The sequence below is a fragment of the Spiroplasma corruscae genome, from assembly GCF_002237575.1.
GTDB lineage: Bacteria > Bacillota_I > Bacilli_A > Mycoplasmatales > Mycoplasmataceae > Spiroplasma_A > Spiroplasma_A corruscae.
Genome location: NZ_CP022535.1, coordinates 23,349 through 49,704, shown reverse-complemented (window position 1 = coordinate 49,704; position 26,356 = coordinate 23,349). Strand labels below are relative to the sequence as shown.

The 26,356-nt window shown below is 29.1% G+C and carries 26 protein-coding genes and 1 other annotated feature; all 26 genes read right to left on the bottom strand.

Annotated features, from left to right (window positions below):
* The gene (gene atpA / locus SCORR_RS00250) at positions 1-1,572 is read right to left on the bottom strand and encodes a F0F1 ATP synthase subunit alpha (RefSeq protein ID WP_094048010.1); all 1,572 of its coding nucleotides are present in this window, start codon (positions 1,570-1,572) and stop codon (positions 1-3) included.
* A gap of 13 nt (positions 1,573-1,585) precedes the next feature.
* Positions 1,586-2,131, bottom strand: a complete 546-nt coding sequence (gene atpH / locus SCORR_RS00245) for an ATP synthase F1 subunit delta (RefSeq protein ID WP_094048008.1) — start codon at positions 2,129-2,131, stop codon at positions 1,586-1,588.
* Between the two features lie 2 nt (positions 2,132-2,133).
* Positions 2,134-2,676, bottom strand: a complete 543-nt coding sequence (gene atpF, locus SCORR_RS00240) for a F0F1 ATP synthase subunit B (protein ID WP_094048006.1) — start codon at positions 2,674-2,676, stop codon at positions 2,134-2,136.
* A 3-nt stretch (positions 2,677-2,679) separates the two neighbouring features.
* Positions 2,680-2,961 carry an ATP synthase subunit c family protein gene (locus SCORR_RS00235; RefSeq protein ID WP_094049860.1) on the bottom strand — a complete coding sequence of 94 codons (282 nt, stop codon included), beginning with the start codon at positions 2,959-2,961 and terminating at the stop codon, positions 2,680-2,682.
* Positions 2,962-3,033: 72 nt separating this feature from the next.
* A complete protein-coding gene (locus SCORR_RS00230; protein WP_094048004.1) occupies positions 3,034-3,804 on the bottom strand; it encodes a F0F1 ATP synthase subunit A in 771 nt (256 codons plus the stop codon).
* Between the two features lie 41 nt (positions 3,805-3,845).
* Positions 3,846-4,205, bottom strand: a complete 360-nt coding sequence (locus SCORR_RS00225; RefSeq protein WP_094048002.1) for an MG406 family protein — start codon at positions 4,203-4,205, stop codon at positions 3,846-3,848.
* Positions 4,206-4,329: 124 nt separating this feature from the next.
* Entirely contained in the window at positions 4,330-4,953 is a 624-nt protein-coding gene (gene upp, locus SCORR_RS00220) for a uracil phosphoribosyltransferase (RefSeq protein ID WP_094048000.1), read from the bottom strand.
* 14 nt (positions 4,954-4,967) lie between these two features.
* On the bottom strand, positions 4,968-5,396 hold the full coding sequence (rpiB, locus tag SCORR_RS00215; RefSeq protein WP_094047998.1) for a ribose 5-phosphate isomerase B: 429 nt from the start codon (positions 5,394-5,396) through the stop codon (positions 4,968-4,970).
* A gap of 64 nt (positions 5,397-5,460) precedes the next feature.
* Positions 5,461-9,228, bottom strand: a complete 3,768-nt coding sequence (gene rpoC, locus SCORR_RS00210; protein WP_094047996.1) for a DNA-directed RNA polymerase subunit beta' — start codon at positions 9,226-9,228, stop codon at positions 5,461-5,463.
* Positions 9,229-9,243: 15 nt separating this feature from the next.
* The gene (gene rpoB / locus SCORR_RS00205) at positions 9,244-13,095 is read right to left on the bottom strand and encodes a DNA-directed RNA polymerase subunit beta (RefSeq protein WP_094047994.1); all 3,852 of its coding nucleotides are present in this window, start codon (positions 13,093-13,095) and stop codon (positions 9,244-9,246) included.
* A gap of 143 nt (positions 13,096-13,238) precedes the next feature.
* Positions 13,239-13,607, bottom strand: a complete 369-nt coding sequence (gene rplL, locus SCORR_RS00200) for a 50S ribosomal protein L7/L12 (RefSeq protein WP_094047993.1) — start codon at positions 13,605-13,607, stop codon at positions 13,239-13,241.
* A gap of 16 nt (positions 13,608-13,623) precedes the next feature.
* Positions 13,624-14,124 (bottom strand): 50S ribosomal protein L10, encoded by a 501-nt coding sequence (gene rplJ, locus SCORR_RS00195; RefSeq protein WP_094047990.1) that lies wholly within the window; start codon positions 14,122-14,124, stop codon positions 13,624-13,626.
* Positions 14,125-14,163: 39 nt separating this feature from the next.
* Positions 14,164-14,291 (bottom strand) — a sequence feature (ribosomal protein L10 leader region).
* A 25-nt stretch (positions 14,292-14,316) separates the two neighbouring features.
* Positions 14,317-15,003, bottom strand: coding sequence for a 50S ribosomal protein L1 (gene rplA, locus SCORR_RS00190; protein ID WP_094047988.1), 687 nt, complete (start codon positions 15,001-15,003; stop codon positions 14,317-14,319).
* Between the two features lie 2 nt (positions 15,004-15,005).
* Positions 15,006-15,440 (bottom strand): 50S ribosomal protein L11, encoded by a 435-nt coding sequence (gene rplK / locus SCORR_RS00185; RefSeq protein ID WP_094047986.1) that lies wholly within the window; start codon positions 15,438-15,440, stop codon positions 15,006-15,008.
* Between the two features lie 113 nt (positions 15,441-15,553).
* Positions 15,554-16,060, bottom strand: a complete 507-nt coding sequence (locus SCORR_RS00180; protein ID WP_094047984.1) for a peptidylprolyl isomerase — start codon at positions 16,058-16,060, stop codon at positions 15,554-15,556.
* A 16-nt stretch (positions 16,061-16,076) separates the two neighbouring features.
* A complete protein-coding gene (gene nusG / locus SCORR_RS00175; RefSeq protein WP_094047982.1) occupies positions 16,077-16,703 on the bottom strand; it encodes a transcription termination/antitermination protein NusG in 627 nt (208 codons plus the stop codon).
* A gap of 12 nt (positions 16,704-16,715) precedes the next feature.
* Positions 16,716-17,111 carry a preprotein translocase subunit SecE gene (gene secE, locus SCORR_RS00170; RefSeq protein ID WP_094047980.1) on the bottom strand — a complete coding sequence of 132 codons (396 nt, stop codon included), beginning with the start codon at positions 17,109-17,111 and terminating at the stop codon, positions 16,716-16,718.
* A gap of 1 nt (position 17,112) precedes the next feature.
* Positions 17,113-17,271 carry a 50S ribosomal protein L33 gene (rpmG, locus tag SCORR_RS00165; RefSeq protein WP_094047978.1) on the bottom strand — a complete coding sequence of 53 codons (159 nt, stop codon included), beginning with the start codon at positions 17,269-17,271 and terminating at the stop codon, positions 17,113-17,115.
* A gap of 41 nt (positions 17,272-17,312) precedes the next feature.
* Positions 17,313-17,933: a sigma-70 family RNA polymerase sigma factor gene (locus tag SCORR_RS00160; protein WP_094047975.1), complete on the bottom strand. Its 621-nt coding sequence runs from the start codon at positions 17,931-17,933 to the stop codon at positions 17,313-17,315.
* 16 nt (positions 17,934-17,949) lie between these two features.
* Positions 17,950-18,675, bottom strand: a complete 726-nt coding sequence (gene rlmB / locus SCORR_RS00155) for a 23S rRNA (guanosine(2251)-2'-O)-methyltransferase RlmB (protein WP_094047973.1) — start codon at positions 18,673-18,675, stop codon at positions 17,950-17,952.
* A complete protein-coding gene (gene cysS, locus SCORR_RS00150) occupies positions 18,675-20,006 on the bottom strand; it encodes a cysteine--tRNA ligase (RefSeq protein WP_094047971.1) in 1,332 nt (443 codons plus the stop codon). The genes rlmB and cysS overlap by 1 nt, the downstream gene beginning before the upstream one ends.
* Positions 20,007-20,018: 12 nt before the next feature.
* Entirely contained in the window at positions 20,019-20,918 is a 900-nt protein-coding gene (locus tag SCORR_RS00145; RefSeq protein WP_094047969.1) for a hypothetical protein, read from the bottom strand.
* Between the two features lie 9 nt (positions 20,919-20,927).
* Positions 20,928-21,593 (bottom strand): uracil-DNA glycosylase, encoded by a 666-nt coding sequence (locus SCORR_RS00140; RefSeq protein ID WP_094047967.1) that lies wholly within the window; start codon positions 21,591-21,593, stop codon positions 20,928-20,930.
* On the bottom strand, positions 21,594-23,531 hold the full coding sequence (locus tag SCORR_RS00135) for a hypothetical protein (RefSeq protein WP_094047965.1): 1,938 nt from the start codon (positions 23,529-23,531) through the stop codon (positions 21,594-21,596).
* 74 nt (positions 23,532-23,605) lie between these two features.
* On the bottom strand, positions 23,606-24,979 hold the full coding sequence (locus SCORR_RS00130; protein ID WP_094047963.1) for a hypothetical protein: 1,374 nt from the start codon (positions 24,977-24,979) through the stop codon (positions 23,606-23,608).
* Positions 24,980-24,992: 13 nt separating this feature from the next.
* Positions 24,993-26,354: a replicative DNA helicase gene (dnaB, locus tag SCORR_RS00125; protein WP_094047961.1), complete on the bottom strand. Its 1,362-nt coding sequence runs from the start codon at positions 26,352-26,354 to the stop codon at positions 24,993-24,995.
* Positions 26,355-26,356: the final 2 nt, after the last annotated feature.

The window sequence follows — 26,356 nt, the reverse complement described above, 5'->3', positions numbered from 1 at the left end:
TTAAAGTCCTTTAAATTCTTTTTCATCACCATAATCAGAAACTACATAACCATTAAGGTTTGAAGTTATAGATTTTAATATAATTACAAGTTGGGTGTAAATATCTTTTTCCAATTTCTCACTAAACTCTTTTTCTGTTTCTAAATGTTTTCTAAGAGCTTGTCCATTTTTATCTGTACTAAAGAAGTTCATTATTCTTTCTTTGTAATTCAACACTTCTGATAGTGGTATTCATTTAATTAATCTTTTTTTTATAGCTAAAAGTATAATTGCTTGATCAATTTGTGATATAGGTTTATATTGCCTTTGTTTTAAAAGTTCCACAATTTTTGAACCATGATCCAGAGTTGCTTTTGTAGTTTCATCAAGATCACTACCAAATTTAGCGAAAGCTTGTAACTCATAATATTGTGCTAACTCAAGTTTTAAAGTTCCCGCTGTTTGCTTAACAGCTTTTATTTGTGCTGAAGAACCAACTCTCGAAACTGATAAACCAGTATCAACCGCTGGTCTAATACCTGAGTTAAATAATTGTTCTGATAAGAATATTTGACCATCAGTAATAGAAATAACATTTGTTGGTATATAAGCTGATATATCGCCGGCTTGTGTTTCAATAATTGGTAAAGCAGTTATACTTCCTCCACCGAATTTTTCATTTACACGAGCTGCTCTTTCAAGTAATCTTGAGTGTAAGTAGAATACGTCACCTGGATAAGCCTCTCTACCTGGTGGTCTTCTTAGAAGTAAAGCTAATGTTCTGTATGCAATAGCGTGTTTTGATAAATCATCATAGACGATAAGTACATCATCACCTTTTGACATTCATTCTTCAGCAATTGTAACCCCTGTATATGGAGATATATATTGCATAGGCGCAGGTTCAGATGCTGATGCTGAAATAACTACTGTATATTCCATTGCATTTGCTCTTTTTAACTTTTCAACTACTTGTGCTACAGTTGACTCTTTTTGCCCAATCGCAACATAAATACATTTAACATTTTTACCAACTTGATTTATAATAGCATCAATTGCGATAGCTGTTTTACCAGTTTGTCTATCTCCAATAATTAACTCTCTTTGGCCTTTTCCAATTGGGATAATTGAATCAATTGAAAGAATACCTGTCTCAAGAGGTTGATTAACTGATTTTCTTGACATAACTCCGGAAGCAATTTTTTCAACAGAACTAAATTTTTTATTTTTTAAAGGTCCATTACCATCTATTGGTAAACCAATACCGTTTAAGACTCTTCCTAAAAGTTCATCTCCAACAGCGGTTTCAATAATTTTTTTTGTACGAGTAACTTTATCACCTTGTTTAATTTTAGATTCATCTCCCATAACAACAGCACCTACAGCACCATCTTCTAAGTTCAATACCATTCCAAAAATATCATTTGGAAATAATAATAATTCCCCCATCATGACATTATCTAAACCATATAACAATGCAACTCCGTCACCAATACTTGCTACTTTACCTTCTTCAGATTCAATAACTTTCTTTCCGTAGTCTTTAATCTGTTTTTTAATTACTTCTGATATTTCATTTATTTTAAGCGACATTACTAATCACTCCTTAATTTCTGTTTTCTTTTAAATCGTTTTTAATATCTTCAATTTTTCCTTTTATAGAAAAGTCATAACTTTTATTAGCTACTTCTACTAAAATACCAGCGATAATTGATTCATCAATTACATTTTCAAGTTTTACTTTCTTATTTAACTTAGTTGAAAGTTTTTGCTCAATTGTTGTAATCATAGAATCACTAATTTTTACTGAAGATAATACTATTCCGTTTTCTATATTTTTACTTTCGTAAAGTAATTTTAAAGAGTACTTTAAAATTGAGCAGACTGAGTCAAAAACTTTTCTTTTTACCATTAGTTTTAAAGCATTAATAAGTAAGTCATTAATCTGTTTTTTTAGACTTACATCAATAACCTTTTCTTTAACTGTTTCTTCAATAAAATTATTAGAAAAAAACTCTTTTACATCTCAATTTTTTTCAAATAATGTGATTAGATCTTTAATACTAGCAATATACTCGTCAGTTTTTTTATCTTCTATAGCTAGATTTGAAATTGCAATAGCTCAGTTATGAATTATATTTTGTTTTTCCATATTTACTTACCATCTATACTATTCAAAAAGTCATTTATTAATTTATCGTTATCACTCTTTGATATTGATTTTGCTACAACTTTTTCTGCAACATCAAATGCTATATCAATAATTTCTTTCCTTATTGATTCTCTTGCTTCATCTTTTTCATATTCTAATATTTTGTTAGCATGCTCTTGAATATTTTGAGCCTCTTTTTTTGCGTTATTAATAATTTCAAACTTTATGCTATCAGCTTGTCCTCTTGCTGAGTCAACAATGCTTTTTGCTTCATCTTTGGCTGCAGTTAAATACCTTGCAGCATCTGCATTATTTTTATTTGCGATAGTTTGTTTTGATGAAGCTTCATCAAGTAATGCATTTATTTTTTTTCTTCTATCCTTTATTGTTTGTCTAAAAGGTTTATAGACAAGTTTAGATAGTAATAAAACAATTATTATCGTTGATAATATATGTGCAATTAAAATAGGTAGGTTTGGGAATAATCCCTCTACTATATCTGGAATACCATATTTTTTACTATTGTCAGCTAATAAATTAATCATTTTTTAAGCAACAAAAATAATTAAAATACTAATAACAAGCGCATATATGGCACCAGATTCTGCAAAACCAGCAGTAATAATTAGAGTAGAAGTTACTTTTGGAGCTATTTCTGGGTTACGTCCAATTGCCAAACAAGCACCAGCACCAACAACTCCTTGTCCTAAACTAGCACCAATCATACCAAAACTACAAATACCAGCACCAATTAATTTTAATCCTGTATTATTATCTCCTGCTTCAGCAAGAAATAAGAATTGTGAAAACAATGTATAAATTGGTAGCATTGTAATAAATGAACCACCTGTTAAAATACATGAACTTCTTAAAGTTTCTATAAACATAATTTAATTCTCCTTTTAATCTTCACCTGATTCTCCATGCATAGCACTAGATCAATAAGATAATGTAAGCATTGAGAAAACTATTGATTGGATTACTCCATCAAATAAATCAAAATATAAATGTAATCAAGGCATTAATAAAATAGTAAATATATTAAAACCTGTTCATCAATATTTATATTGTGTCAATCAGTCGACCGACATACCAACAGAGACAGAGTCAATACCACCAAAACCACCTTCTAAATTAATTAAAGCAGTATATAACAATGCCAATATTACGCTTCCTCCAACCATATTTCCAAACAATCGAAATGATAGAGAAATTAATGGAACGAATTGACCTATTAATTCGATTGGATTTTTCAAATACTTTACGAAGAATGCAGCTTTTTGGTATCTAATACCATAATAATATATACCTATGAATGTAAATAAAGCCATTGACAAAGTAGTTGTATAAGAAGTTGTTAATGGTTCAAAACCTAACAACGCAACAACCGAAGAAATAACTATATACATAAAAATATACATTATATATGGGGTAAGTTTTCTGTGTTCTTTTCCCATTATAGAAATAACAACACCTTCAACTTTGCTGATAAACAATTCCGTAATTACTAAAAAACCTGATAACTCTTTACTATCATCATGGTTCCTAATTTTAACATTATATACAATACAAAAAGTGCAAATAATTATAAATGTTAAAAAAATTGAGAATAACTGCGGAGTTAAAGATAATCATCCGTCAAATAATCCGTCTTTAACTAAGTATGAGACCATCTAACCACCCCTCTTTTCAACAAAAACTACCATATAAAAAATTATTTACTAATCATATTTTGGATAAAAGGCATGAATATCAAACCATTAAACCCTATTATGATACCTATTGGCGATATGAAATCTTGTAAATAAAAACTTATAAGGAATGGAACTATGTATATACCTAATTTTGATATAAATAGCATTGCATATAGGAATGGATCTAATGATTTAATCAATTTTTTACTAATAAATTGATTATAAAAAAAACCCGACCAGAAACAAGCTATTCCTAAAAAATAACCAACTAATCATGGATAATCTAATTCTTTATATAATATCAAAGTTAGAAATACTGAGAAAACCAAAATTGAGACTACCAAATATAAAAAAAATATTTTATTTTTTATTAAATTCATTAATCTCAATCCAGTTCCATCAATTTAATATTACTCCTAAAATAATATAATAATAAAATTTTTTTAAAATTAATTTGAAAAAATAAGAAACTTGAAAACTATTATTAAAATAATTTATTTTATATTATTTTGTACCGAATATTCTATCACCAGCGTCTCCAAGGCCAGGTTCGATAAAACCTTTATTATTTAAAACCGGATCAAGACTTGCTGTATATATGTCTACATCTGGGTGATCGTTTTGAAGTTTTTTTACTCCTTTATCCACAGAGACTAAGCAAACAAACTTAATATGTTTTGCTCCTCAACCTTTTGCAATATCAATTGCTTTTGAAGCACTACCACCAGTTGCGAGCATAGGGTCTACCACTATTACATAACTTGACTCTATATTTTCAGTTTTTTTTGCATAGTATTCTACAGGCTCTAAAGTTTTTTCATCTCTGTATAAACCAATATGTGCAATTCTTGCAGTAGGCACTAATTTCTGTATTCCTTCTGTCATTCCTAAACCTGCTCTTATGATTGGGATAAGAACAACCGGAATATCTATTGTATACCCTTTGGTTTTGGTAACCGGTGTTTTAATATCGACTTCTTTTAATGGGACATCTCTGAATATTTCATAAACCATTAGTTGACCTATTTCATTCAAATTTTCTCTAAAGTCTTTGGATGAAGTATCTTCTCTTCTCATTCTTGTTAACTTATCAGTAATTAAAGGGTGTTTAATAATTGTAAATGACATATAATATCTCCTTCTTATAGATTATCTAATTTTTTAACTCTTTTAACATGTCTGTCTGCTTCAAAACTTGTAGTTAGAAAAGTTTTAACAATATCAATTGCTTTTTCAATTGCAATAACTCTTGCTCCAAGAGCTAGAATATTAGCATTGTTGTGTTTTCTTGCCATTTCAGCCGCTTTGTCTTCATGACATAAAGCAGCTCTTGCATACTTAATCTTATTCGCAGCTATTGAAATCCCAATTCCACTTCCGCATATAACAATTCCGAGAGCGTTATCTTCTACTACTTTTCTTGCTACGTCGGTTCCAAAATCGGGGTAATCAACTGCTTGACTAGTGTTTGTACCCAAGTCTACTACGTCATAATTATTGTCCTTTAAATATTTACATATTTTTTCTTTCATTTCAACTGCTGTATGATCATTTCCTATATATATTTTCATGTTTTTCTCCTTGTTTTTAATATATCATTTAATTAATAAAAAAATCAGGTGTTAACCTGATTTATTAATACTCTTGATCGTAAACTTCTTTACCTTTTTTAATAATATCTTCACTGCCTGTCAATCCAGTACCGGCAGGAATTAAGTTTCCTAGCATTATATTTTCTTTAAGTCCAGCTAATTTATCAACCTTACCTTTAATAACAGCTTTAACAATAACTCTAGCTGTATCTTGGAATGACGCCGATGATAATCAAGAATCTGATTCTAGTGGAGCTTTTTTAATACCAAAAATCACATTTTTAGCAAGAGGTGGTTTTTTGTTATTTAAAATTGCATCTTTAACTTCATTTCTAAATGCTTTTGCTGAGATAACTTCTCCTGGTAATAATTCAGTTTCACCAGAGTCTATTATTTTAACTTTATTTAACATTTGCTTGATTATAATTTCAATATACTTATCTGAGATTTCAATACCTTGAAGTCTATAAACTTTTTGAACTTCTTTTAAAATATAATTTTGAACATCTTCTACACGAGCTACTTCTAGGAGTTCTTTAATATTTATAGCACCTTCAGTAAGTTTTTGCCCTCTAATAACGTGTTCACCTTCTTCAACACGAAGAATTGCTCCATATTGAGATTTATAACGTTTTTCATCTTGTTCAGAACCAACTACTATTGATATGATTCCATCTTCTTCTTTAGTTTCTTTAACAACACCATCAATTTGAGAAATTATAGCTATCGAACCTTTTGGTGTTGTAATATCTAATAACTCTTTAATACGAGGTAATCCTTGTGTAATATCAGCGCCACCGGCAACACCACCTGTATGGAATGTACGCATTGTTAGTTGTGTACCAGGTTCACCAATTGATTGCGCAGCAATAACTCCAACAGGTTCACCAATTGTAACAACTTCACCGGTCGCTAAGTTAATACCATAACATTTTTGACAAACTCCACGCTCTGTATCACAAGTTAATATAGTTCTAATTTGAACATCATCCACTCCAGCGTTTAAAATTTTATCTGCTATGTCTGCAGTAATTAATGTATTTGATTCTACAATAATGTTATTATTATTATCTTCAACATCTTCAAAAGTAAATCTACCCACAAGTCTATCTTTTAGAGGAACAATAACATTATCATGCTTTGTTTCAATAATCGAGTGAACTCAAAATCCTTTTGCAGGGTTACAATCTTCTTGTGTTACGATAATTTCTTGAGAAATATCAACTAACCTACGTGTTAAGTAACCTGAGTCAGCTGTTTTAAGAGCAACGTCAGCCATACCTTTACGTGCACCATGAGTTGAAATAAAGTATTCAGAAACTGTTAAACCTTCACGGAATGAAGACTTAATAGGGATTTCTTTTATGTCACCTTTAGGGTCATTCATAAGACCTCTCATACCTACAAGTTGTGTAAAGTTAGAAACGTTACCACGAGCACCTGAGTCTGCCATTACAAAAACTGGGTTCTTAGGATTTTTTTTCAGAACTTGTTCAAGTTTATTTTGAATTGTATCTTTTACATTTGATCAAACTGCAATTACTCGGCGTTTTTTCTCAGTTTTTGTCAACATACCTGAGTTATAGAAGTTAGTTATATCTTTAACTCTTTGATCAGCAACTTTAAACTCTTCAAACTTCTCTGTAAAGGCAACAACATCGGCCGCACTAATTGTAGTACCAGATTTTGACGAGAATTTGAAACCAAGATCTTTCATGTTATCTAACATTTGAGCAGTTTTTTGAGCACCAAATGATTGGAAATATCTTTCAATTATTAGTGATAATTCTTTTTTCTTAATTGGTTGTTGAAGAATATATTCTTTTTCAATATATTCTCTAATATTGACATCGAAGCCAACTAAGAATTTTTTAATTTCAGTTTCTGCATTTAAAATGTTTGAATTAATAATTCAAGGGAACTTCTCTACGAACATTTGGTTGAAAATTATTTTCCCTACTGTTGTTATTAATATTTTTTCTTGATCTTCGTTTGCAAATAACTTGTTTTTCAATTCACAAACTGGGATACCAACTATTGCATTTAATGAAACACTTCCTGTTTCATAAGCAAGAATAACTTCATCATAGCTTGAGAATAAAGTACCTTGTCCTAATATATTAGGGTTATCAGATTCTTTTTCTTCAGTAGTTATATAGTAGTTACCAAGAATCATATCCTGTGTTGGTGTAACAATAGGTTTACCATCCTTAGGACCTAATATAGCTTTAGAACCAAGCATTAATGCCCTTGCTTCTGCAACAGCTTCTTCACTTATTGGTAAATGGACAGCCATTTGATCACCATCAAAGTCTGCGTTAAAAGCAGTAGTTACTAGTGGATGAAGTCTTATAGCCTTACCTTTTACAAGTTTTGGTTCGAAAGCCTGAATTCCTAGTCTATGCAGTGTAGGTGCTCTGTTTAAAAGAACTGGTCTATCTTTAATAACTTCTTCTAGAACATCTCATACTTTCGCATCGTTTGCTGAAATTAGTTTTTCTGCAACTTTTACGTTTTCTGCATGACCATCTTCTTGTAATTTTCTTATTACAAAAGGTTTAAATAATGTAATAGCCATATCTCTAGGGATACCAGCTTGATACATTTTTAAATCTGGCCCAATTGCAATAACAGATCTACCTGAGTAGTCAACACGTTTACCAAGTAAGTTTTGTCTAAAACGACCTTGCTTACCTTTAAGGATTGAAGTAAGAGATTTAAGAGCTCTCTTATCTTTTCCTATAACAGGTCTTGGTTTACGTTCGTTATCAAGTAACGCATCAACCGCTTCTTGTAACATACGTTTTTCATTATTAACAATTATGCTTGGCGCACCCATTGATTTAACTTTTTTTAGACGTTCATTTCTTATAATAATTCTTCTGTATAAATCATTTATTTCAGAAGTAGTAAAACGACCACCATCTAATTGTATAATTGGTCTAATGTCCGGAGGAATAACGGGAATTACTCTTAGTATCATTCATTCGGGTCTTGACATAGATTTTTTTAGCGAGTCAAGAATTTCTAATCTCTTCATCAATTTACTTTGATCAGAAGATCCTTTTTTTTCTCTTAAGTCATCTTTTATTTTTTCTATTTCACTTCCAAGATCAATATTTTTAAGTAATTCTTCAATAGCACTTGCTCCAATACCAAACTTTGCACCAGTATGTCTTGATATAAAAGTTGCGGCCTCATCCATTGAAAAAGGACTTTGAGGTGAAGCTAATTGTTCTATTAAATTTGTTGCACGTTTAAATGAGAACTCCTCAGGTTTAAGATTAAGTTTTAGATCCTCTAATGTTTTAAGAAGTTTCTCCCTTGTTTTTATGCTTGCTTTTCCATTTCCTAAATCAAGTACTTGTCCTTTTTTAATATGTTTTGAAACACCAGGGTCTAAAACTATATAACTTACAAAATAAACAACTTCTTCTACTTCTTTAGTTTTTAAATCTAAAATAGATGCTATTCTTGAAGGAGCAACTTTTAACATTCAAATATGTGTGACAGGTTCTTCTAATTCGATATGACCCATTCTTTCACGTCTTACAATTGACTCGGTGATTTCAACACCACAACGTTCACAAACTTTACCTTTATTTTTTACTTTTTTATATTTTCCACAGCTACATTCGTAGTTTCTAGTAGGACCAAAAATTCTTTCGTCAAATAATCCTTCTTTTTCTGTTTTTAATGTTTTGTAGTTAATAGTTTCAGGCTTTGTTACTTCTCCTCTTGATCAACTTCTTATAACATCAGGAGAAGCTAATTCAATTTTTATCATTTTTTTATTCGGTTTATTTAGCATTTATAACTACTCCTTTTATTTATTTTCTGACTCGTTGTCATCAAGATCATTTATATCATTTAGATCTAATTCATCAAGGTCGCTTTCACTAGTCTCTACAAATTCATCAATATCATTATCACTATTGAATGAGGTTGAAGTATGTTCCATAAAATCATTTAATTCATCAAGTTCAATTTCATCATCATCATATGCACTAATCGGTGCTTTTTTTCCATTTTCATCAATCATATGCATATCGAAACCTAATCCCATAATTTCTTTAGTTAAAACATTGAATGACTCTGGAATACCAGGTTTTGGGATTGGTTTTGATCTAACAATTGATTCATAAGTTTTGATACGACCCTTAATATCATCTGACTTAATTGTTAATATTTCTCTTAAAGTGTAAGCAGCACCATAAGCTTCTAATGCTCAAACTTCCATCTCACCAAATCTTTGACCACCATTTTGTGCTTTTCCACCTAGAGGTTGTTGGGTAATTAATGAGTATGGACCTATATTTCTTGTATGTAATTTGTCATCAACCATATGTGAAAGTTTTAACATATACATAACTCCAACAGATATAGGTTTATCAAATGCTTCGCCAGTTCTACCATCAATTAGTTTAACTTTACCATAATTTGTCATTCCAGCTTCTGACATTATATCTTTAAGATCTTCTTCTTTTACTCCTTCAAAAACAGGTGTACTTACTTTTATACCTAATTTTTGAGCAGCCATACCAAGGTGAATTTCTAAAACTTGCCCTATATTCATACGAGAAGGAACTCCTTGCGGGTTTAACATAATGTCAACTGGTGTACCATCTTCCATATGCGGCATATCCTCGATTGGCAAAATTTTTGAAATAACACCTTTGTTACCATGACGACCAGCCATTTTGTCACCTTCTTGAATTTTACGCTTTTGGACAACATAAACTTTTATAACTTCAAGAATATCAGCTGGTAAGTCATGACCATCTGCCTTGCTAAATCTTTTTATTGATTTTACAATTCCTTCTCCACCATTTGGAACTCTTAATGAATTATCTTTAACATTTCTTGATTTCTCACCAAAAATTGCGTGTAATAATTTATCTTCTGGGGATAATTGAGTTTGTGACTTTGGAGTAACTTTACCCACTAAAATATCTCCAACTTTTACTTCTGCACCTATAGCAACTATTCCGTCTGCATCAAGATTCTTTTTAACTGTTTCTGATACGTTTGGAATATCTCTGGTGATTTCTTCTTGTCCCTGTTTAGTCTGTCTTCTTTCGATAGTATACTCGTCTATATGAATTGAAGTAAATCTATCATCAATTACAACTCTTTCTGATACTATAACGGCATCCTCATAGTTGTATCCATTTCAAGTTGTAAATGCTACAACAACATTTTGACCAAGCGCCAATTCACCGTTTTCCATTGAAGGTCCATCAGCAAGGATATCTCTTTCCTGAATTTTGTCACCAACTCTTACTATTGGGATGTGAGTGATTGCAGTACCATTATTCGATCTATTAAAATCATTTAAATCATAACTTTTGATTCCATTTTTTTGTTCAACAACAATTCTTTTTGAATCTACATATTTTACAACACCTGACTCAGTTGCAACAATAGCATCCCCTGAGTCTCTTGCGGCTTCAAATTCTACTCCTGTACCAACAACTGGTGATTCAGGATCGATTAAAGGTACTGCTTGACGTTGCATGTTAGCACCCATTAGGGCACGGTTAGCATCATCATTTTCTAAGAAAGGAATACAAGAAGTGGCTATTGAAACAATTTGTTTAGGAGAAACGTCAACATAGTCAACATCAGAAGCATTAACCATAATGTCATCACCTCTATATCTTGCTATAACTTGGTCATCTAAAATAGTTCCATCTTCTGCCATTTTTATGTTTGCTTGTGCAACAACATACTCTTTTTCTCTATCAGCAGTTAAATATTCATATTGATCTAAGAATACTTTTTTGTTTTTAACTTTTCTATATGGTGTTTCTATAAATCCGTATTCATTTATTTTTGCATAAGTTGATAGGTTGTTTATCAAACCAATATTTGGTCCTTCAGGAGTTTCAATAGGACAAATTCTACCATAGTGAGAAGGGTGAACGTCCCTAACTTCAAGTGCAGCTCTATCTCTGCTTAAACCACCTGGACCAAGGGCAGTCAACCTACGTTTATTTGTAAGTTCTGCTAATGGGTTTGTTTGGTCCATGAATTGTGATAACTGAGACAAGTTAAAAAATTCTCCTATTATAGCAGTTAATGGCTTATTATTAATTACACCTGATGGTTTCATTTTGTATGGATTTGATGTAGCTAGTTTTTCACGCACATTTTTTTCTATACGCATCATACCAATTCTAAATTGGTTTTGTAACAATTCACCTACAGTTCGAACTCTTCTATTACCTAGGTGATCAATATCATCGACTTCGCCAATACCATTAGATAGATTTAAAGCATAAGATATAGTTGCAATAATATCTGGTATATTTACAAATTCATCGTTTGATGTTTGAGTTACACCTATTATTGTTGCAACTTCATCTCTTAAATCATTATCTTTAAAAACTTTTATTTTTTGTATTTCATTACCAGACTCAATGTTTGTATTAAAATTAATTTTTTGTACCATTGCTCCGGCACTTAAAACCAAATCTATATCATCAATATTATCTTTTGTAACTTCAAGACCCTTACTGAAAGCAACTTTTCCATTTACATCAATTATATCTTCGGCTAATATTCTTCCAATTAGTCTATTTTTAACTGCTAATTTTTGTTGTAGTTTAAAACGACCAGCCTTTGTCAAGTCATATTTTCGTTTGTCAAATAATAAACCATATAGGTATTTACTTGCGCCATCAGATGTTGCAGTTTCACCTTGTCTTATTTTTTTATAAATTTCTTGAACTTGATTTTCATAATCAATATTTATATCCCCAGTTAGAGTATCTTGTTCATAACTAAGTTCAATAGTTCTATCATTATCAAAAATATCTAAAACTAGTTCTTTTTCAATTTTAAATGCTGTTAGTAAACTTGATACACTAGTTTTTCTTGACTTATCAATCTTTACATGAAAAGCACTTGCTAATTTATTATCAGCAGTTTTCTTAGTTTCAAGTTCAAATTCTAATCATGTACCTCTTGAGGGAATAACATCAGCGTAATATATCATTTCACCATTCTTACGGTTCATTTCTTGTTTAAAATAACTACCTGGTGATCTAACTAATTGTGAAACGACAACTTTTTCACTACCATTTATTATGAATGTTCCTCTATCTGTCATTAAAGGAAACTCACCAAAGAATACTTCACCAGTTTTGTAAATATCAACAGTTGCAATAAACATTTCTTCTTTTTCTTCTCTTAGTTCAATTTGTATTGAGTCTCTTTCTCCATACTTACTCTTGAACTCGAAAAAGTAAAGATTATCTTTACCATTTTTAAACTCAACTGTGTTTGCTTCTAGTTTTTCTTGAAGCCATGCTTTTAAGAATCCATCTGTAGATCCTATTATGTTGCTTTTGTATACTTCAACATCTTCCATATGAATAGTTAATGATAAATTCGCATAAATTGGTGCATCATATATTTTTGATTCTTCTTTTGCTTTAACCATTGACATTCTTGGTTCTCTGAAATCTCAATCTGTTAGTGAAAGAACAATATTTCCATCAGCTGACATAATTGGAAATACTTCAGAAAATACTTCATTAATTCCAACTTTCTTAAATCACTCGAAAGTCGCAGTTTGTAGTTCTATAAGGTTTGGTAATTCTAAATTACCTGATACCTTTGAGTAATCCCTTCTTTGAACAAGCGCATTTATTTTTTTTGTTTTAAAATTCATTTAGTGTCCCCCAATCAAATGAAATATACGCACATAAATTCTATACTTTTTAATGGTATATTTCAATAGATTTTTAGTAGTTTTTTTAAAATGCAAAAGCAAGCATTTAATGCTTGCCGTTATTTTAAGTTGATTTACATATACTATTTAAGATCAACTGAAGCTCCTGCTTCAACTAATTGTTTTTTAATTTCTTCAGCATCTTCAACTTTTACGTTTTCTTTTAATGCTACAGGTAATGTACCGTCAACTAATTTTTTAGCTTCCATTAATCCTAGACCTGTAATTTCTTTTACAAGTTTTATAACTGAAACTTTATTTCCTCCTGGGTTTGTTAACATAACGCTAACTTCTGATGGAGCAGCTGATGCTCCAGCATCTGCTGATGGAGCAGCTACCGCTGCTGCTGCAACAACACCGAAGTGATCTTCAATTGCCTTAACTAAATCATTTAATTCTGTAAGCTTCATTTCTTCTAAAGCTTTAATAATGTCATCTTTTGTAATTGCCATTTTTATATTCTCCTTCTTAGTTTTGTTTTGTTTTTGCTATTTCTTTAACAATAAGCATGAACTGTCTTAGTGGGTAAATTAATGAAGAAGCAAACATTGAGTATAGTTCTTCTTTTGATGGTAGCATTGCAACTTCAGTAATTGCAGCTGTATCCATAACATTACCTTCATAAATACCGGCTTTTAATTTTAAATCTGGATTTTTTTTACTAAACTTTGCAACAAGCTTTGCAGGTTTAATTGGGTCTTCTTCTGAAAATAAAAATATATTTTGTTGTGTCAAAAATGCATCTAATCCTGTAATTTTAAGTTGATTAGTTGCCCTTTGGAATAATGAATCTTTATAAACTTTAATAAAGATTTTTTCTTCACGGGCCATGTTTCTAAGTTGACTTAACTGAGCAACAGATAGTTTTTTATATTCTGCAACAACCATACCTTTGCATGATTGAATTTTACTAGCTATTTCGTTAATAACCTCAGTCTTTTTTGTATGTGCTGGTCTTGAAACTGACAAACTAGGTACCTCCAATTCTATAAACTATTTTAAATACTATTAACCAAATAAAAACTTTGGAATACACCAAAGTTAGCATATATTGAATAATCAAATATATCATTCCTCGGCAACATTATTAAGAGATCAATCTCCGTTACTTTCTTTGGTACGAATAGCATATATATAATAACATTATTTTTATAATAATAATTAATTTTCAACTAAAACTTTTATACCTGGCCCCATTGTAGTTGATATTGATATATTTTTAATATATGTACCTTTAACAGCGGCTGGTTTTGCTTTCTTAATAACATCTAAAATTGCTTTGTAATTTTTTAGTAAGTTTTGATCATCAAATGATGCTTTACCTATAATTGAGTGAACATTTCCCTCTTTATCTGTTCTGTATTCAACCTTACCTTTTTTAATATCATTAATTGCGTTTGCGATATCAACTGTAACAGTTCCTGTTTTTGGATTAGGCATTAACCCTTTTGTTCCAAGAAGTTTTCCTATTTTACCAAGTTCCGCCATTATTTCTGGAGTTGCAACAACTATATCAAAATCAAATCAATTTTCTTTTTGAATTTTTTGGATAAGTTCAGTTCCACCTACGTAATCGGCTTTAGCATCAGTCGCTTCTTTAACCTTAGTTTTTGTTAAAGCTAATATTTTTTGAGTCTTACCTGTTCCACCCGGTAATACAATAGCACCTCTTATTTGTTGATCTGCATGTCTTGGATCAACATTTAAATTGAATGCAATATCAATAGTAGAGTCGAACTTTGTTACAGATGTTTCTTTTGCAAGTTTAATCGCTTCATCGATTGAGTAAAGCTTTGTTCTATCAACTTTTGCATTTGCTGCTTTTAATTTTTTACTTAATTTTGGCATAACTATTTACCTTCCTTAGATGGCATTCCATTAACTTTTATACCCATGTTTCTAGCTGTTCCTTCGATAATTCTCATTGCAGCTTCAACTGAGTTTGCATTTAAATCAGGTAACTTATATTCTGCTATTTTTCTTACTTCACTTGCATCTATTGATGCAACTTCTTCAGTTCCTGATTTTTTAGAACCTTTTTGAATGTTTGCTGCTTTTTTTAGTAAAAATGCTGCGGGAGTAGTTTTAAGTAAAAAATCAAATGACTTATCATCATATGCTGTAATTAATACAGGTACTACTTCTCCTGCTCTATCTTTAGTGGCTTCATTAAATTGTTGAGTGAATTGAGGCATATTAATACCTAATGATGCTAACTCAGCACCAGGTTTTGCTTGCATTGCCATAAATTCTAGTTTCGCTACACGTGTGATTTTTTTTGCCACGATACAACACCTCCTGTTTTCGCTGTGGTCCAATCGTATACATATTCTCTAATATATAATACTTCCACAATAAAAATCTGCCATTTATTATATTATCATATTTAATAAACTTTTTAAATTATTTCTATACTTTTTATTACTATTGGATATACTGGAACATCATCATAGTAGTTAACTGATGTAGTTTCAACTTTTTCGATATCTGCAACGACTTGTAAGCTTTCTTCATCTATTACTTTACCAAATGCTGCATATTCACCGTCTAAAAACTTAGCGTTACCTGAAACAATAAAAAATTGACTTGATGCACTATCTTTGACCATTGTTCTAGCCATTGATATTACTCCAATATCATGCGAAAGAGTGTTTTTGTCTCAACCATTTGACTTAAACTCACCAACTATTTCAGATGCACCTTTTTTTTCGCTCATATCTTGAAACATTCCACCACCTTGTATCATAAAACCTTTAATAACTCTATGAAATATTAGGTTATCAAAGTAATTTTCTTTTATTAGTTTAATAAAATTATCGACAGTTACTGGGGCTATTTCAGGGTATAACTCTAATTTAATAGACTTATTATTATTTAAATTTATTTTTATTAATGTATTTTTCATTATATCTCCTAAATAGTTAATATTTGTAGGCTAAACTAAGGTTATCAAATTCAAACTCTGTTGGAGTAATTCTACCAAATAGCTCAATATTTACAATAGCAATTCCTTTTTCAAAATCCATTTCCATTACTTGACCTTCTGTATTCGCAAAAGGTCCATCCTTAATAGTTACAACATCTTTTAACTTGAAACTTGCTTGATATAATACTTTCTCCTTTTTCGGTTGATTTGCATTTCCTTTTCCAACTTTTTTATCCTTAGAATTAACCTCTTCTTGGTTTAGTAATCTAAAAACTTCTTCGCTCGTTAATGGTAATGGTTTAGCACCTTTACCAGAAGATCCAATAAATCCTGTTACACCTGGGGTATTTCTAATTATGAATCAAGTTTCATCTGTCATGTGCATATTAATGAATATATATCCTGGGAATTTATTCTTATCAACAATTTTATTGTTCTTCCCCATAACTGGGCTTTTTGAAATTCTTATATCAAATACCTTTTCTTCTAAACTTGAAGACTCTATTTTTTGTAACAAATCTGATTTTACGCTATCTTCATGACCACTATTACAGTTAATTACAAATCACTGACCTTTATAAGAAGCTAATTCTTCTTCTATATCAATTAAATCTATTGCCATATTGCTCCTCTTTTATATAATTTTTATTTCTACAAATAAGTGTTGTAAACCATAGTCAACAGCAAAGAAAAAAATACCAAATATAAGTATAAATACAATCACTCATAAAAACTTCATACTTAAATTTTCACGAGTTGATCATTTTATTTTGTTTATTTCTTTTAGGAATTTAACTGGGCCTTCCTTTGCTACTTGTTTTAAACTTATTTTATCTTTATGTTTTTTTATTTTTTTTGCTCTAGCTGCTTTTATTTTTCCTTCATGTGTTCCATCATGACCTTGAACAGCAGTAAATAACTCATCAAATTGTTTCTTATTTTCCGCTTTTTTTAGTCTTTTCTCATTTAATCTTCTAAGTTTTTCTTGATTTTTCTCTTCCTTAGATATTTTCTTTTTTTTATCATCCATTTTATCTTGTCTCCTTATGAAGAACATGCATGTTGCATGTAGGGCAAAACTTCTTAATTTCTAATCTTTCTGAGTTATTCATCGTACTTTTGTTAAACGTATAGTTTCTCGATAGGCAATTAACACACACAATAATTGCTTTTGTTCTACTTGTTGACATAATTACCACAATACTTTCTTAAAATATTATATATTACTATACTAATTTATTAAACTAATAAAGTATTTTTTTAAATTTTCTTTGCATATTAAGAATTGCTTTCTTGTTATATTTAAATTTTGAATGATTTCTTTTTGTGTATATCCTTCATATATCATTGTTATTATTTTTTTGTCTATTTCATTCGCTTGTGAATGAAGGTATGCATTAATAACAGATTTAATTTCTTCATTCTTTAAATTTCCTACAAATTGATTATAAGAAAAGTCATCGACGTCTCTATCTAATGCAGACATAAACGAACCGACTAGTTCTCCTCTATTACTATTAATTGCTTGTATAGTTGCAAGTCTTTTCTTTCTTCTCAGAAACTTTGCATAATCCAATATTCTTTTTTTTAATAAATAATTTGTATATGCTGAAAGTGGTACGTTAGTTTTATAATCATACTTATTCTCCACTTCAATCAAAGTTATGTAGACAATATGAATAAAGTCTTCTACATCAAGTTGTAATTGTGACAACTTACGATGTTCATTAATAATTGTTTTGTATAAAAGATTTTTTAAAAACGCTAGTTCATCACTTGAAATTAACTCCTTGAACTTTAGTTCAACTATTTTATTTAAAATGATTTTAGTATCTTGATAGTTGTTTCTCATAAAAACTACCTCTATTCTATTTTTTATTGTTGAAGAATTTATACAAAATTATTCCACAGGCAACAGAAACATTTAAAGAATCTTTAAAATTGTTTGTACTAATTTTAAAAATAAAGTCTGAGATGTTTATTATTCCATTTGAGACTCCACTTCCTTCATTGCCGATAACAATAACTTTTTTTCCTGTTGTGTCTAAGGTATCCATATTTACACTACTTTCTACTAAAGCAGAAGAAAAAATTCAAAAACCTTTTTCTTTTAAATTAATTAATGAATTAACAAGGCTGTTAACCTTAATAATTGGCACATTAAATATGGTTCCTGCAGATGCCTTAATAACAACTGGAGTGATATCAGATTGATTAATTGATTTTACTATAATAGCATCTACACCTAATAGAGATGATGTTCTAATAATTGCACCAAAATTTTGTGGATCTTGAATTCTGTCTAGAACTAAAATCATTTTACAATCTTCTCTTATTATATATTCAAATTGTCTATAATTAAAATCTTTTAAAATTGCTAGATAACCTTGATGTACACTTGATTTATCTTTTGTTATTTTTGTGAATTCTTCTTTTTCAATAGTTGTTCATTCTATATTATTATTTTTCAATGATGAGAATGCATCTCTTGTGAAAGATAAACCTTTTAATATATACACTCTTTTTACTTTTTTTGGATGACCAATTAAAATATTTTCTACAACGTTTTTTCCGTATGCAATTAATTCTTTCATTAAAATATATTTCTTTCTAATAAAGTTTGTCTTAATTTATCTGCTCTATCATAATCCTTATCTAGTTTAGCTTGTTTTCATAAATTCAATAATTTAATATCATCTGTAGTTAACTCTAATAAATCAAAACTAAAACCTAGACATTTAATAATTTCCTTTAGTTCATTTATGCACAAGTCCAAGTAACCACTTTTTAATTGTTTATTTATATTTTTTATTAAATCATCAACAAGTGTTATAACCATTGGCGTGTTTAGGTCATCGTCCATATAATTAGAAAACTTCTCAAGAAAATTTAATGGATTAAAATCTTCATCAATTGGTGTTTTATTATTTTCAAATACTTCTTTAATAGCTAATTTTCAATTTACTGTTTTAAGTAAATTATGTAGTTTTTTATTTCATTCTACAGCTTGATTAATTGATGTATCTGTAATATTTAAAGGTTGTCTATAACTTGAAGATAAAAAAATATATCTTAATACATTTGGATCATAATTTGTTAAAAAATCTTTAACGTTAATTATATTTCCAAATGATTTTGACATCTTTAGATTATTTAATGTTAAATGACCATTATAAATTCAAAACCTTGCTAACTCAATGTTATTTTTTGCTATAAATTGAATTCTTTCATTTTCATGGTGAGGAAACTTTAAATCAATTCCACCGACATGGATATCAATTGTATTTTTAAAGTAATTATCAATTAAAAGTGCACATTCAGTATGTCAACCAGGTCTACCTAAACCTCATTTTGATAATCATTTTTTTCCAACTTTTGTTTTTTTTCACAAAACAAAATCAAAAGCATTTTTTTTATTGATATCGTTATCAAATCTTACTCCATTTAACAAATTATCAATCTCTTGCTTTGATAATTTACCATACTCTTCTTCGATACTTGAAATATCAAAATAGACACTACCATTAGATTCATAAGCATGTCCTTTTTCTATAAGAGCATCTATAAAAAAAATAATTTCATCAATTTTAGATGATATTGAAATAATGTTAGTTGGACTTAGCAAATTTAAATTGTTCATATCTTCTAAAAACGCTTTTTTATACTTATTTACTAAATCTTCTTCCGTAATATTAAGTTGGTTAGCTTTGTTAATAATCTTGTCATCAATATCTGTAATATTTAATAGGTAATTGTAATCTATATTTTTATAATCTAAATATCTTATCAAAGTATCTGTTAGTATTAATGGTCTTGCATTACCAATATGAATATAATCATACACTGTTGGTCCACAAGTATATATAGTTACACTTTTGCTATTTAGTTTTGTAATATCCCCTGTGAATGAGTTAAAAAGTTTCATTAATAATTTCCTTTATCTATCACGTTTTATTAGTGGATGTACTGCTTTATATGCAAAATATAAAACTGTAGAGTTAAACAATATTTTTAATGGAGCTTGTACTAATCTACTTATTAGCATTGCGCTATATCCTTTAGAACCTTCTATTCCTAGGAAACCCGCGTCTCCCCATGCTGATATTATTGAAGTTGATAAGTACTCTGAAGCTGTTGCAAACAAAATTATTGGTAATAATACATGTAATGCTTTTGTATTTTTTTTAAAGAGTAATGTAAAATATATTAATCATATAAAAAATACACATATGAGTATTGAACCTGTAAAAAATCATTTGTATATTTCTTTAGTCACACTTAAACCGAATAAACTTATTTCTCCACTATAATAATCTGTAATAACCAATATGAAAACTGCAAATATTATGAAGAAAAGGTTTATTAAGAACATATTTACTCAATTATACCCTTTACCTAGTCTTAATAAACTTGACCCTATACCTGCAATAAACCCAAATGATATTACAACAATTATAAATGCCGGATGTATAAATGACGGTACAAAAATCATAACCAGAACTTCGGTTATAATAGCAACCATTACCCCAATTATAGGGCCAAAAATAAAACCTGTAATTTTAACCATTACACCTTCAAATGCAATTCTAATTGGAGGAAAAACAGTTATAGGAATTGTTAATGATATTACAACAGTAACACTAACATTTATAGCAGTAAACATTGTTATATAAGCAATGTTTTTAGTTGTAAATCTTATACCATGATATCTCTCTTTAAGAACAACATATGAGAATGTATTATAAATAAAGTACGCTAAAATAAATGCTCCTATCATACCTGACATTGCATAAGCAAGATTATTACCATCTAATAGTCAGTTACTGATTTTTTCCATAAATACCTCTTATAAACTTCAGTCTATAGTTTTAATTTGCTTATTTATCAATAATATGTTTATTTTTGAGAAGACAGAACTCCCAGAAAAACCTTTATTAAAACTAAAGGGGGAAGGATGGGAAGTAATAATAACATCCTTGGTTTTTTTCTTAAAATTATTATATATATTTTTTGCTGAATTACCTCATAAACAATAAATAATATTTTTATTTTTATGATTTAAATTTTCTAATAATTTAATAATAAATCTATCTCAGCCTAATCGTTTATGGGAATTAGGTTTATGCGGTTCAACAGTCAATGAAGTATTAATTAAAAAAACACCTTGTTTTACCCATCCCATTAAACTATTGTTTAATTTATGATCAACATTAAGATCTCTTTTTAACTCCTTAAAAATATTACTTAGACTTCTTGGGGTGGGTTTGTCATTAAAGCTACTAAACGCAACACCATCAGCTTGACCTATATCATGATAAGGATCTTGTCCTAGAATTATTACTTTAATGTTATTCACACTAATATTATTAAACAAATTAAACACTAGTTCCTTAGGAGGTAAAAAATTATTTATTTGTTCTAAACTCTTTCATATTTTATCTAGTTCAAAATCTAAATTATTAGAAAGAATAAATTCGGTTCATTCATTATTAAGATAACTTTTTCAACTCATCTATTTTTTTTCTTTCTTTTGTTCTTTCTTTTGCTGTTTATCAATCCTTTTAAGGATTCTTCTTTCTTTCTTGTTAACTCCGAAGTTTTCAAAATCATCCATTTCCGCATCTCTTCTAGGGGTTGAGAAAATTTCATCTTCTTCGTTAATTGGACCAAGATCAATTACATCATCTTTTTTTGGAACAAAGTTATTCACTGTAACAAGATTGTCCTCATATAGACTTGTTATTGATTTGCCCGTTTCTTTGTTACTATCAAGAGCGTTTTTTTCGGGCTTTTTATTAATTAAATCAGCTTCCTTAAGAAGCTTTTCATATTTAATTTGGTCTAATTGGTTATCCAATTTCTCATTATTTAAATTATAGTTTAAATTTTTACCTTCTGCAATTAAGTCATTTTCATACTCTAATGGCGAGTTAACTTTGCTTGAAATTTCCTTATTCCTTAGGGTATTTTGATAACTATCATTTAATTCATCAAGTTCCTTATCAACTATAAAATCAAGATTTTCATCATCCTTAAATGGGATTTCTTTTGAGTTATTTGAATCTAATAGTCCTTCTACTTTTGTGTCATTATTAATTTTCGAAACGTGGTGACTTTTATTATAATCTACTTCTGCATTTAAATCGTTATTTACTATAGTTGATTCTCTTAAACTATTATCTTTTTCCTCATTAATAGATTTATCTTTTTGTAATATTTCTTGAATTCTTTCTTTTAAATTATTTTTATTTTTAACGCTTTCTTCTTCTAATAATGAATCTGCTTCATTCTTATATATTTCATTATTTTTAAAACTATTATTATTAAATATTTCACTATTTGAATCAACTAAATTGGGTGAGGTCAAATTATTTAACCTATCTTTTACTTCTTTTTTTTTAACCGATGCTTTACTTAAGTTTTTGTAAGCAGAGAGTTCACCTAAACTATCATCATCAGTACTATTATAGTACAATTCAGAGTCAGCATTTTTAAATATAGCACCTTCTCTATCTTCTTCAAAAATTGAGTTATCAATTGATAATGTATCGTCATTAAATATTATTGGTTCTTTTGAAGATATATCAAAGTTTCTCATCTCCTCCTTTAATTTATCATCGTTAAATAATGATTCTCTTTTATTTTTCTTATACTGTAGGAATTTGCTTTCTTTTTGCAAACTGTTTTCATTTAAAAAATCTTCTTCATTACCATAGCTATCATAACCTTGGGTTTTTTGACTTTGTTGATTATATTGCCTATTACTACTTAAATTATTATCCCTATTATTTTTTTGAAAGTCTAAGTTATTTTTTGGTGATTGTTGGAAATAACTGTTGTTTGAAGGTTGTTGGCTATTGAATGGTTGTTGGCTATTGAATGGTTGTTGGAAATAACTGTTGTTTGAAGGTTGTTGGCTATTGAATGGTTGTTGGCTATTGAATGGTTGTTGGAAATAACTGTTGTTTGAAGGTTGTTGATTATTGAATGGTTGTTGGCTATTGAATGGTTGTTGGAAATAACTGTTGTTTGAAGGTTGTTGATTATTGAATGGTTGTTGGCTATTGAATGGTTGTTGGAAATTGTCATTTGAAGGTTTTTGTTCGTTGCTCAACTGGGGTGGTACATATTGATTTAGTGGAATGTTACTTGGTAAAAAGCTTGTAAATGATGGAATTGAATTTTGGTAAAACATTCCTCCACCATTATATGGTAATGACATTATACCAAGAGGTGATTCATTATAAAATGAGCTAAAATTAAATGGGCTATAACCGAATCCATTTAATGGAAGACATGATATGTTAGGACTATAGGGGTCAAAAACATAAAATAAAGATTGAATAAACAAATGCGCATCATCTTCATTTAAAAAAGAAGCAATCACTTTATTCAAGCTATAGTCTATAACATTAAAATAATTATTCTCAAATCTTATATAGTAATTCATGTGACTTTACCTCACAAATAATATTTTAATTATCTCATATATCAAAAATAAATAATAGATTATTAATCTATTATTTATTTTTTGGTTACATTAATATTAACTTTTTCGATATCAAGAGATTCAAACATATTTTCCTCACCAATTTTGAAAAACTTTTTATCTGAGAATTGATAAATTGTAGGTTCATACCAATAATAAACCAGATCTTTTCTTGCACTTCCATTTGACTCGTCTTTTTTTTCGCTTATTTTAAAGTTTGAAAGTGTCAATCCAACAACCATATTATTTAAACCATCAATATTAACTGTGTAACTTTTTTCGTCACCATTATCACTCGGTACCACAAAATCTAAACTTATACTAGGGGCGTTTAATGCTTTTGAATACACGAAAGTTTTTCCTTCATTTTCTTTATCATTTTGTGATCCTATTTCTTTTTTATCTTTTACTCTAAAAAGTTTTGCACCTTTTGATATATCATATGCATCCTCAGAGTACTCAGAGATTGCACGTTCTCCTTTATCAGCTTTTTTTAATAAAAAGTCAGAAGGCATAAGAAAACCAATTTCTACTTTATCTTTTGAATCAACAAGTTGTTTATGTATTAAGCTGAAAGTAGTTTTATTAACTCCTTTAATTAAGTTTTGTGATTCAGTTGTAACATTATTCAATAACTTATCATAAAAGTTGTCAGCTTCTTCTGAGGACATTGCAAACGCCAATTTATCTTTATATTCACTAAAATATCCAAAACTATCATTTTCGAATAATTCAGGATAATACGTACTTCAATTTAAATCATAAAAATCTGATAAGTTTTGTTTAGTAACGTTAGAATCACTTGTTACTTCCGATTTATCTAACTCAGCTTTTTCATTATAATCATTTTCTAATGTTACTCCAAAAGAATTATTACCATTAAAAGTGGTAATTTTAGTATTTGAATTGCCATATTCAGCACTTAAATTTTTATCATCTAGTTTAATGGAATTAATTTTATAATCTAAGGATTTAAATCTTGTGTTTTTCGAAGACCTTGTGTAATCTTCTATAAACTCATCTTTTGTTGAATCATTATCGAAATTAATTTTTGCTTTTTTTGATGTATATGAGTCATTCAAAATATAATCAAGTGACAAACCAAGTCCAGACTCACCTAAAAATTTTTGTTCTTTTGTTCTCTTTTCAATGTTTTGATATTTACTATCTTTATAAGTTAACGCTTCTAACAATTGGATAGTTAAATTAGTCATCAATTTATTATTACCATTAGAGAATAACTCTGTTGCTCTAATATCTTTATCTTCACCTCTTCATTTTAGTTTATATTCTTTTTTACCGCCAACATAAACATCCATCCCATCAGTCGGTGCCTCACATGAGACTGTATTTATAGCGGCTGTTGAAGTTAACATTAGCGCTGATAATAGTGTAAGTACTTTCTTCATATTTTCTCCTTAATTAATTATTCTTATCTAAAAACTTTCCACAATTTCTTATGAAGTTAATTTTGACAGTTCCTGTCGGACCATTTCTATGCTTAGAGATTATAACATCAGTTTCATCTGTATCTTCTATTATAGTTGAAACATCACCCGTTTCAATTGAATCATAAGATAATTCTTTACTATCATAATATGCTTCCCTATATAGAAACATTATTATGTCAGCATCTTGTTCAATAGCACCACTATCTCGCAAATCTGACATTATTGGGATTTTTTGTTCTCTTGATTCTACTTTTCTTGAAAGTTGTGATAAACATATAATGGGCATTTCCAATTCTCTAGCTATTTTTTTTAACTGTCTTGATATAGCAGCTACTTCATTTTGTCTACTTTCGAAACTTGTTGATATTGAAGAAATTAATTGAAGGTAGTCTATTATACATATATCTATTTTAAAATCTCTCTTCAACTTTCTAAGTTTAGATTGCAATTGCAATACATTTATACTAGGCGAATCATCAATAACTATATTCATTTTTTTTATATCTTCTCCACCTGCATAAATTCTTTTCCATACCTCTTTAGACAGATTTTTAGATCTTTTCAATAAACTAGAACTAACTTTTGATTTAGCACTTAAAATTCGTTGTACCAACTGTTCTTTAGGCATTTCAAGAGAAAAAAATGCAACCGACTTATTATATGTTGTTGCATTAATTGCTAAATTTAACGCAAATGCTGTCTTACCCATTGATGGTCTGGCCGCAAGTATAATAAGGTCACCATTTTGTCACCCATTTGTCATTTGGTCTATTAAATAAAACCCTGAAGGAACACCATTAATAAAGTTTTCGTTCTTCGATAACTCTTCTATTTTTTTTATTACATCAATTATTGTCTTATTTATTTGTGTAGCTTCATCCTTATGAATATCTGTTTTTATCTCTAATATTCTTTGTTGCGTTTCTAAAAACACCTGGTCAATTGGTGTATTATTTTCTCTAAGTTTTTTTATATTCTCAAGTTCTCTATCTAGTTTTCTACCAATTGAACTTTTAAATATTAGTTCTACATAATCTTCAAATCCTTCATCGGTTACATAATATCCAGAAATATTAGAGATATATTCAACCCCACCTACTTCATTAAGTTTCTTTTCGCTTTCAAGACTTTCAATAACCTTTGTCAAAGATATAGTTTTACTTATACTAGATAATTTTTTTATTGAAGAAAAAATTATATTATGTTGTTTTAAAAAAAAGTCATTTTCATCAAGTTGAGTTATTATTTCAAATCGAGCTTTTGGTGAGTGTAAAGTAATAGCTAAAACTGTTTTTTCTAAATCAATGAGAGTAGTATTATTGATATCTGTCATGT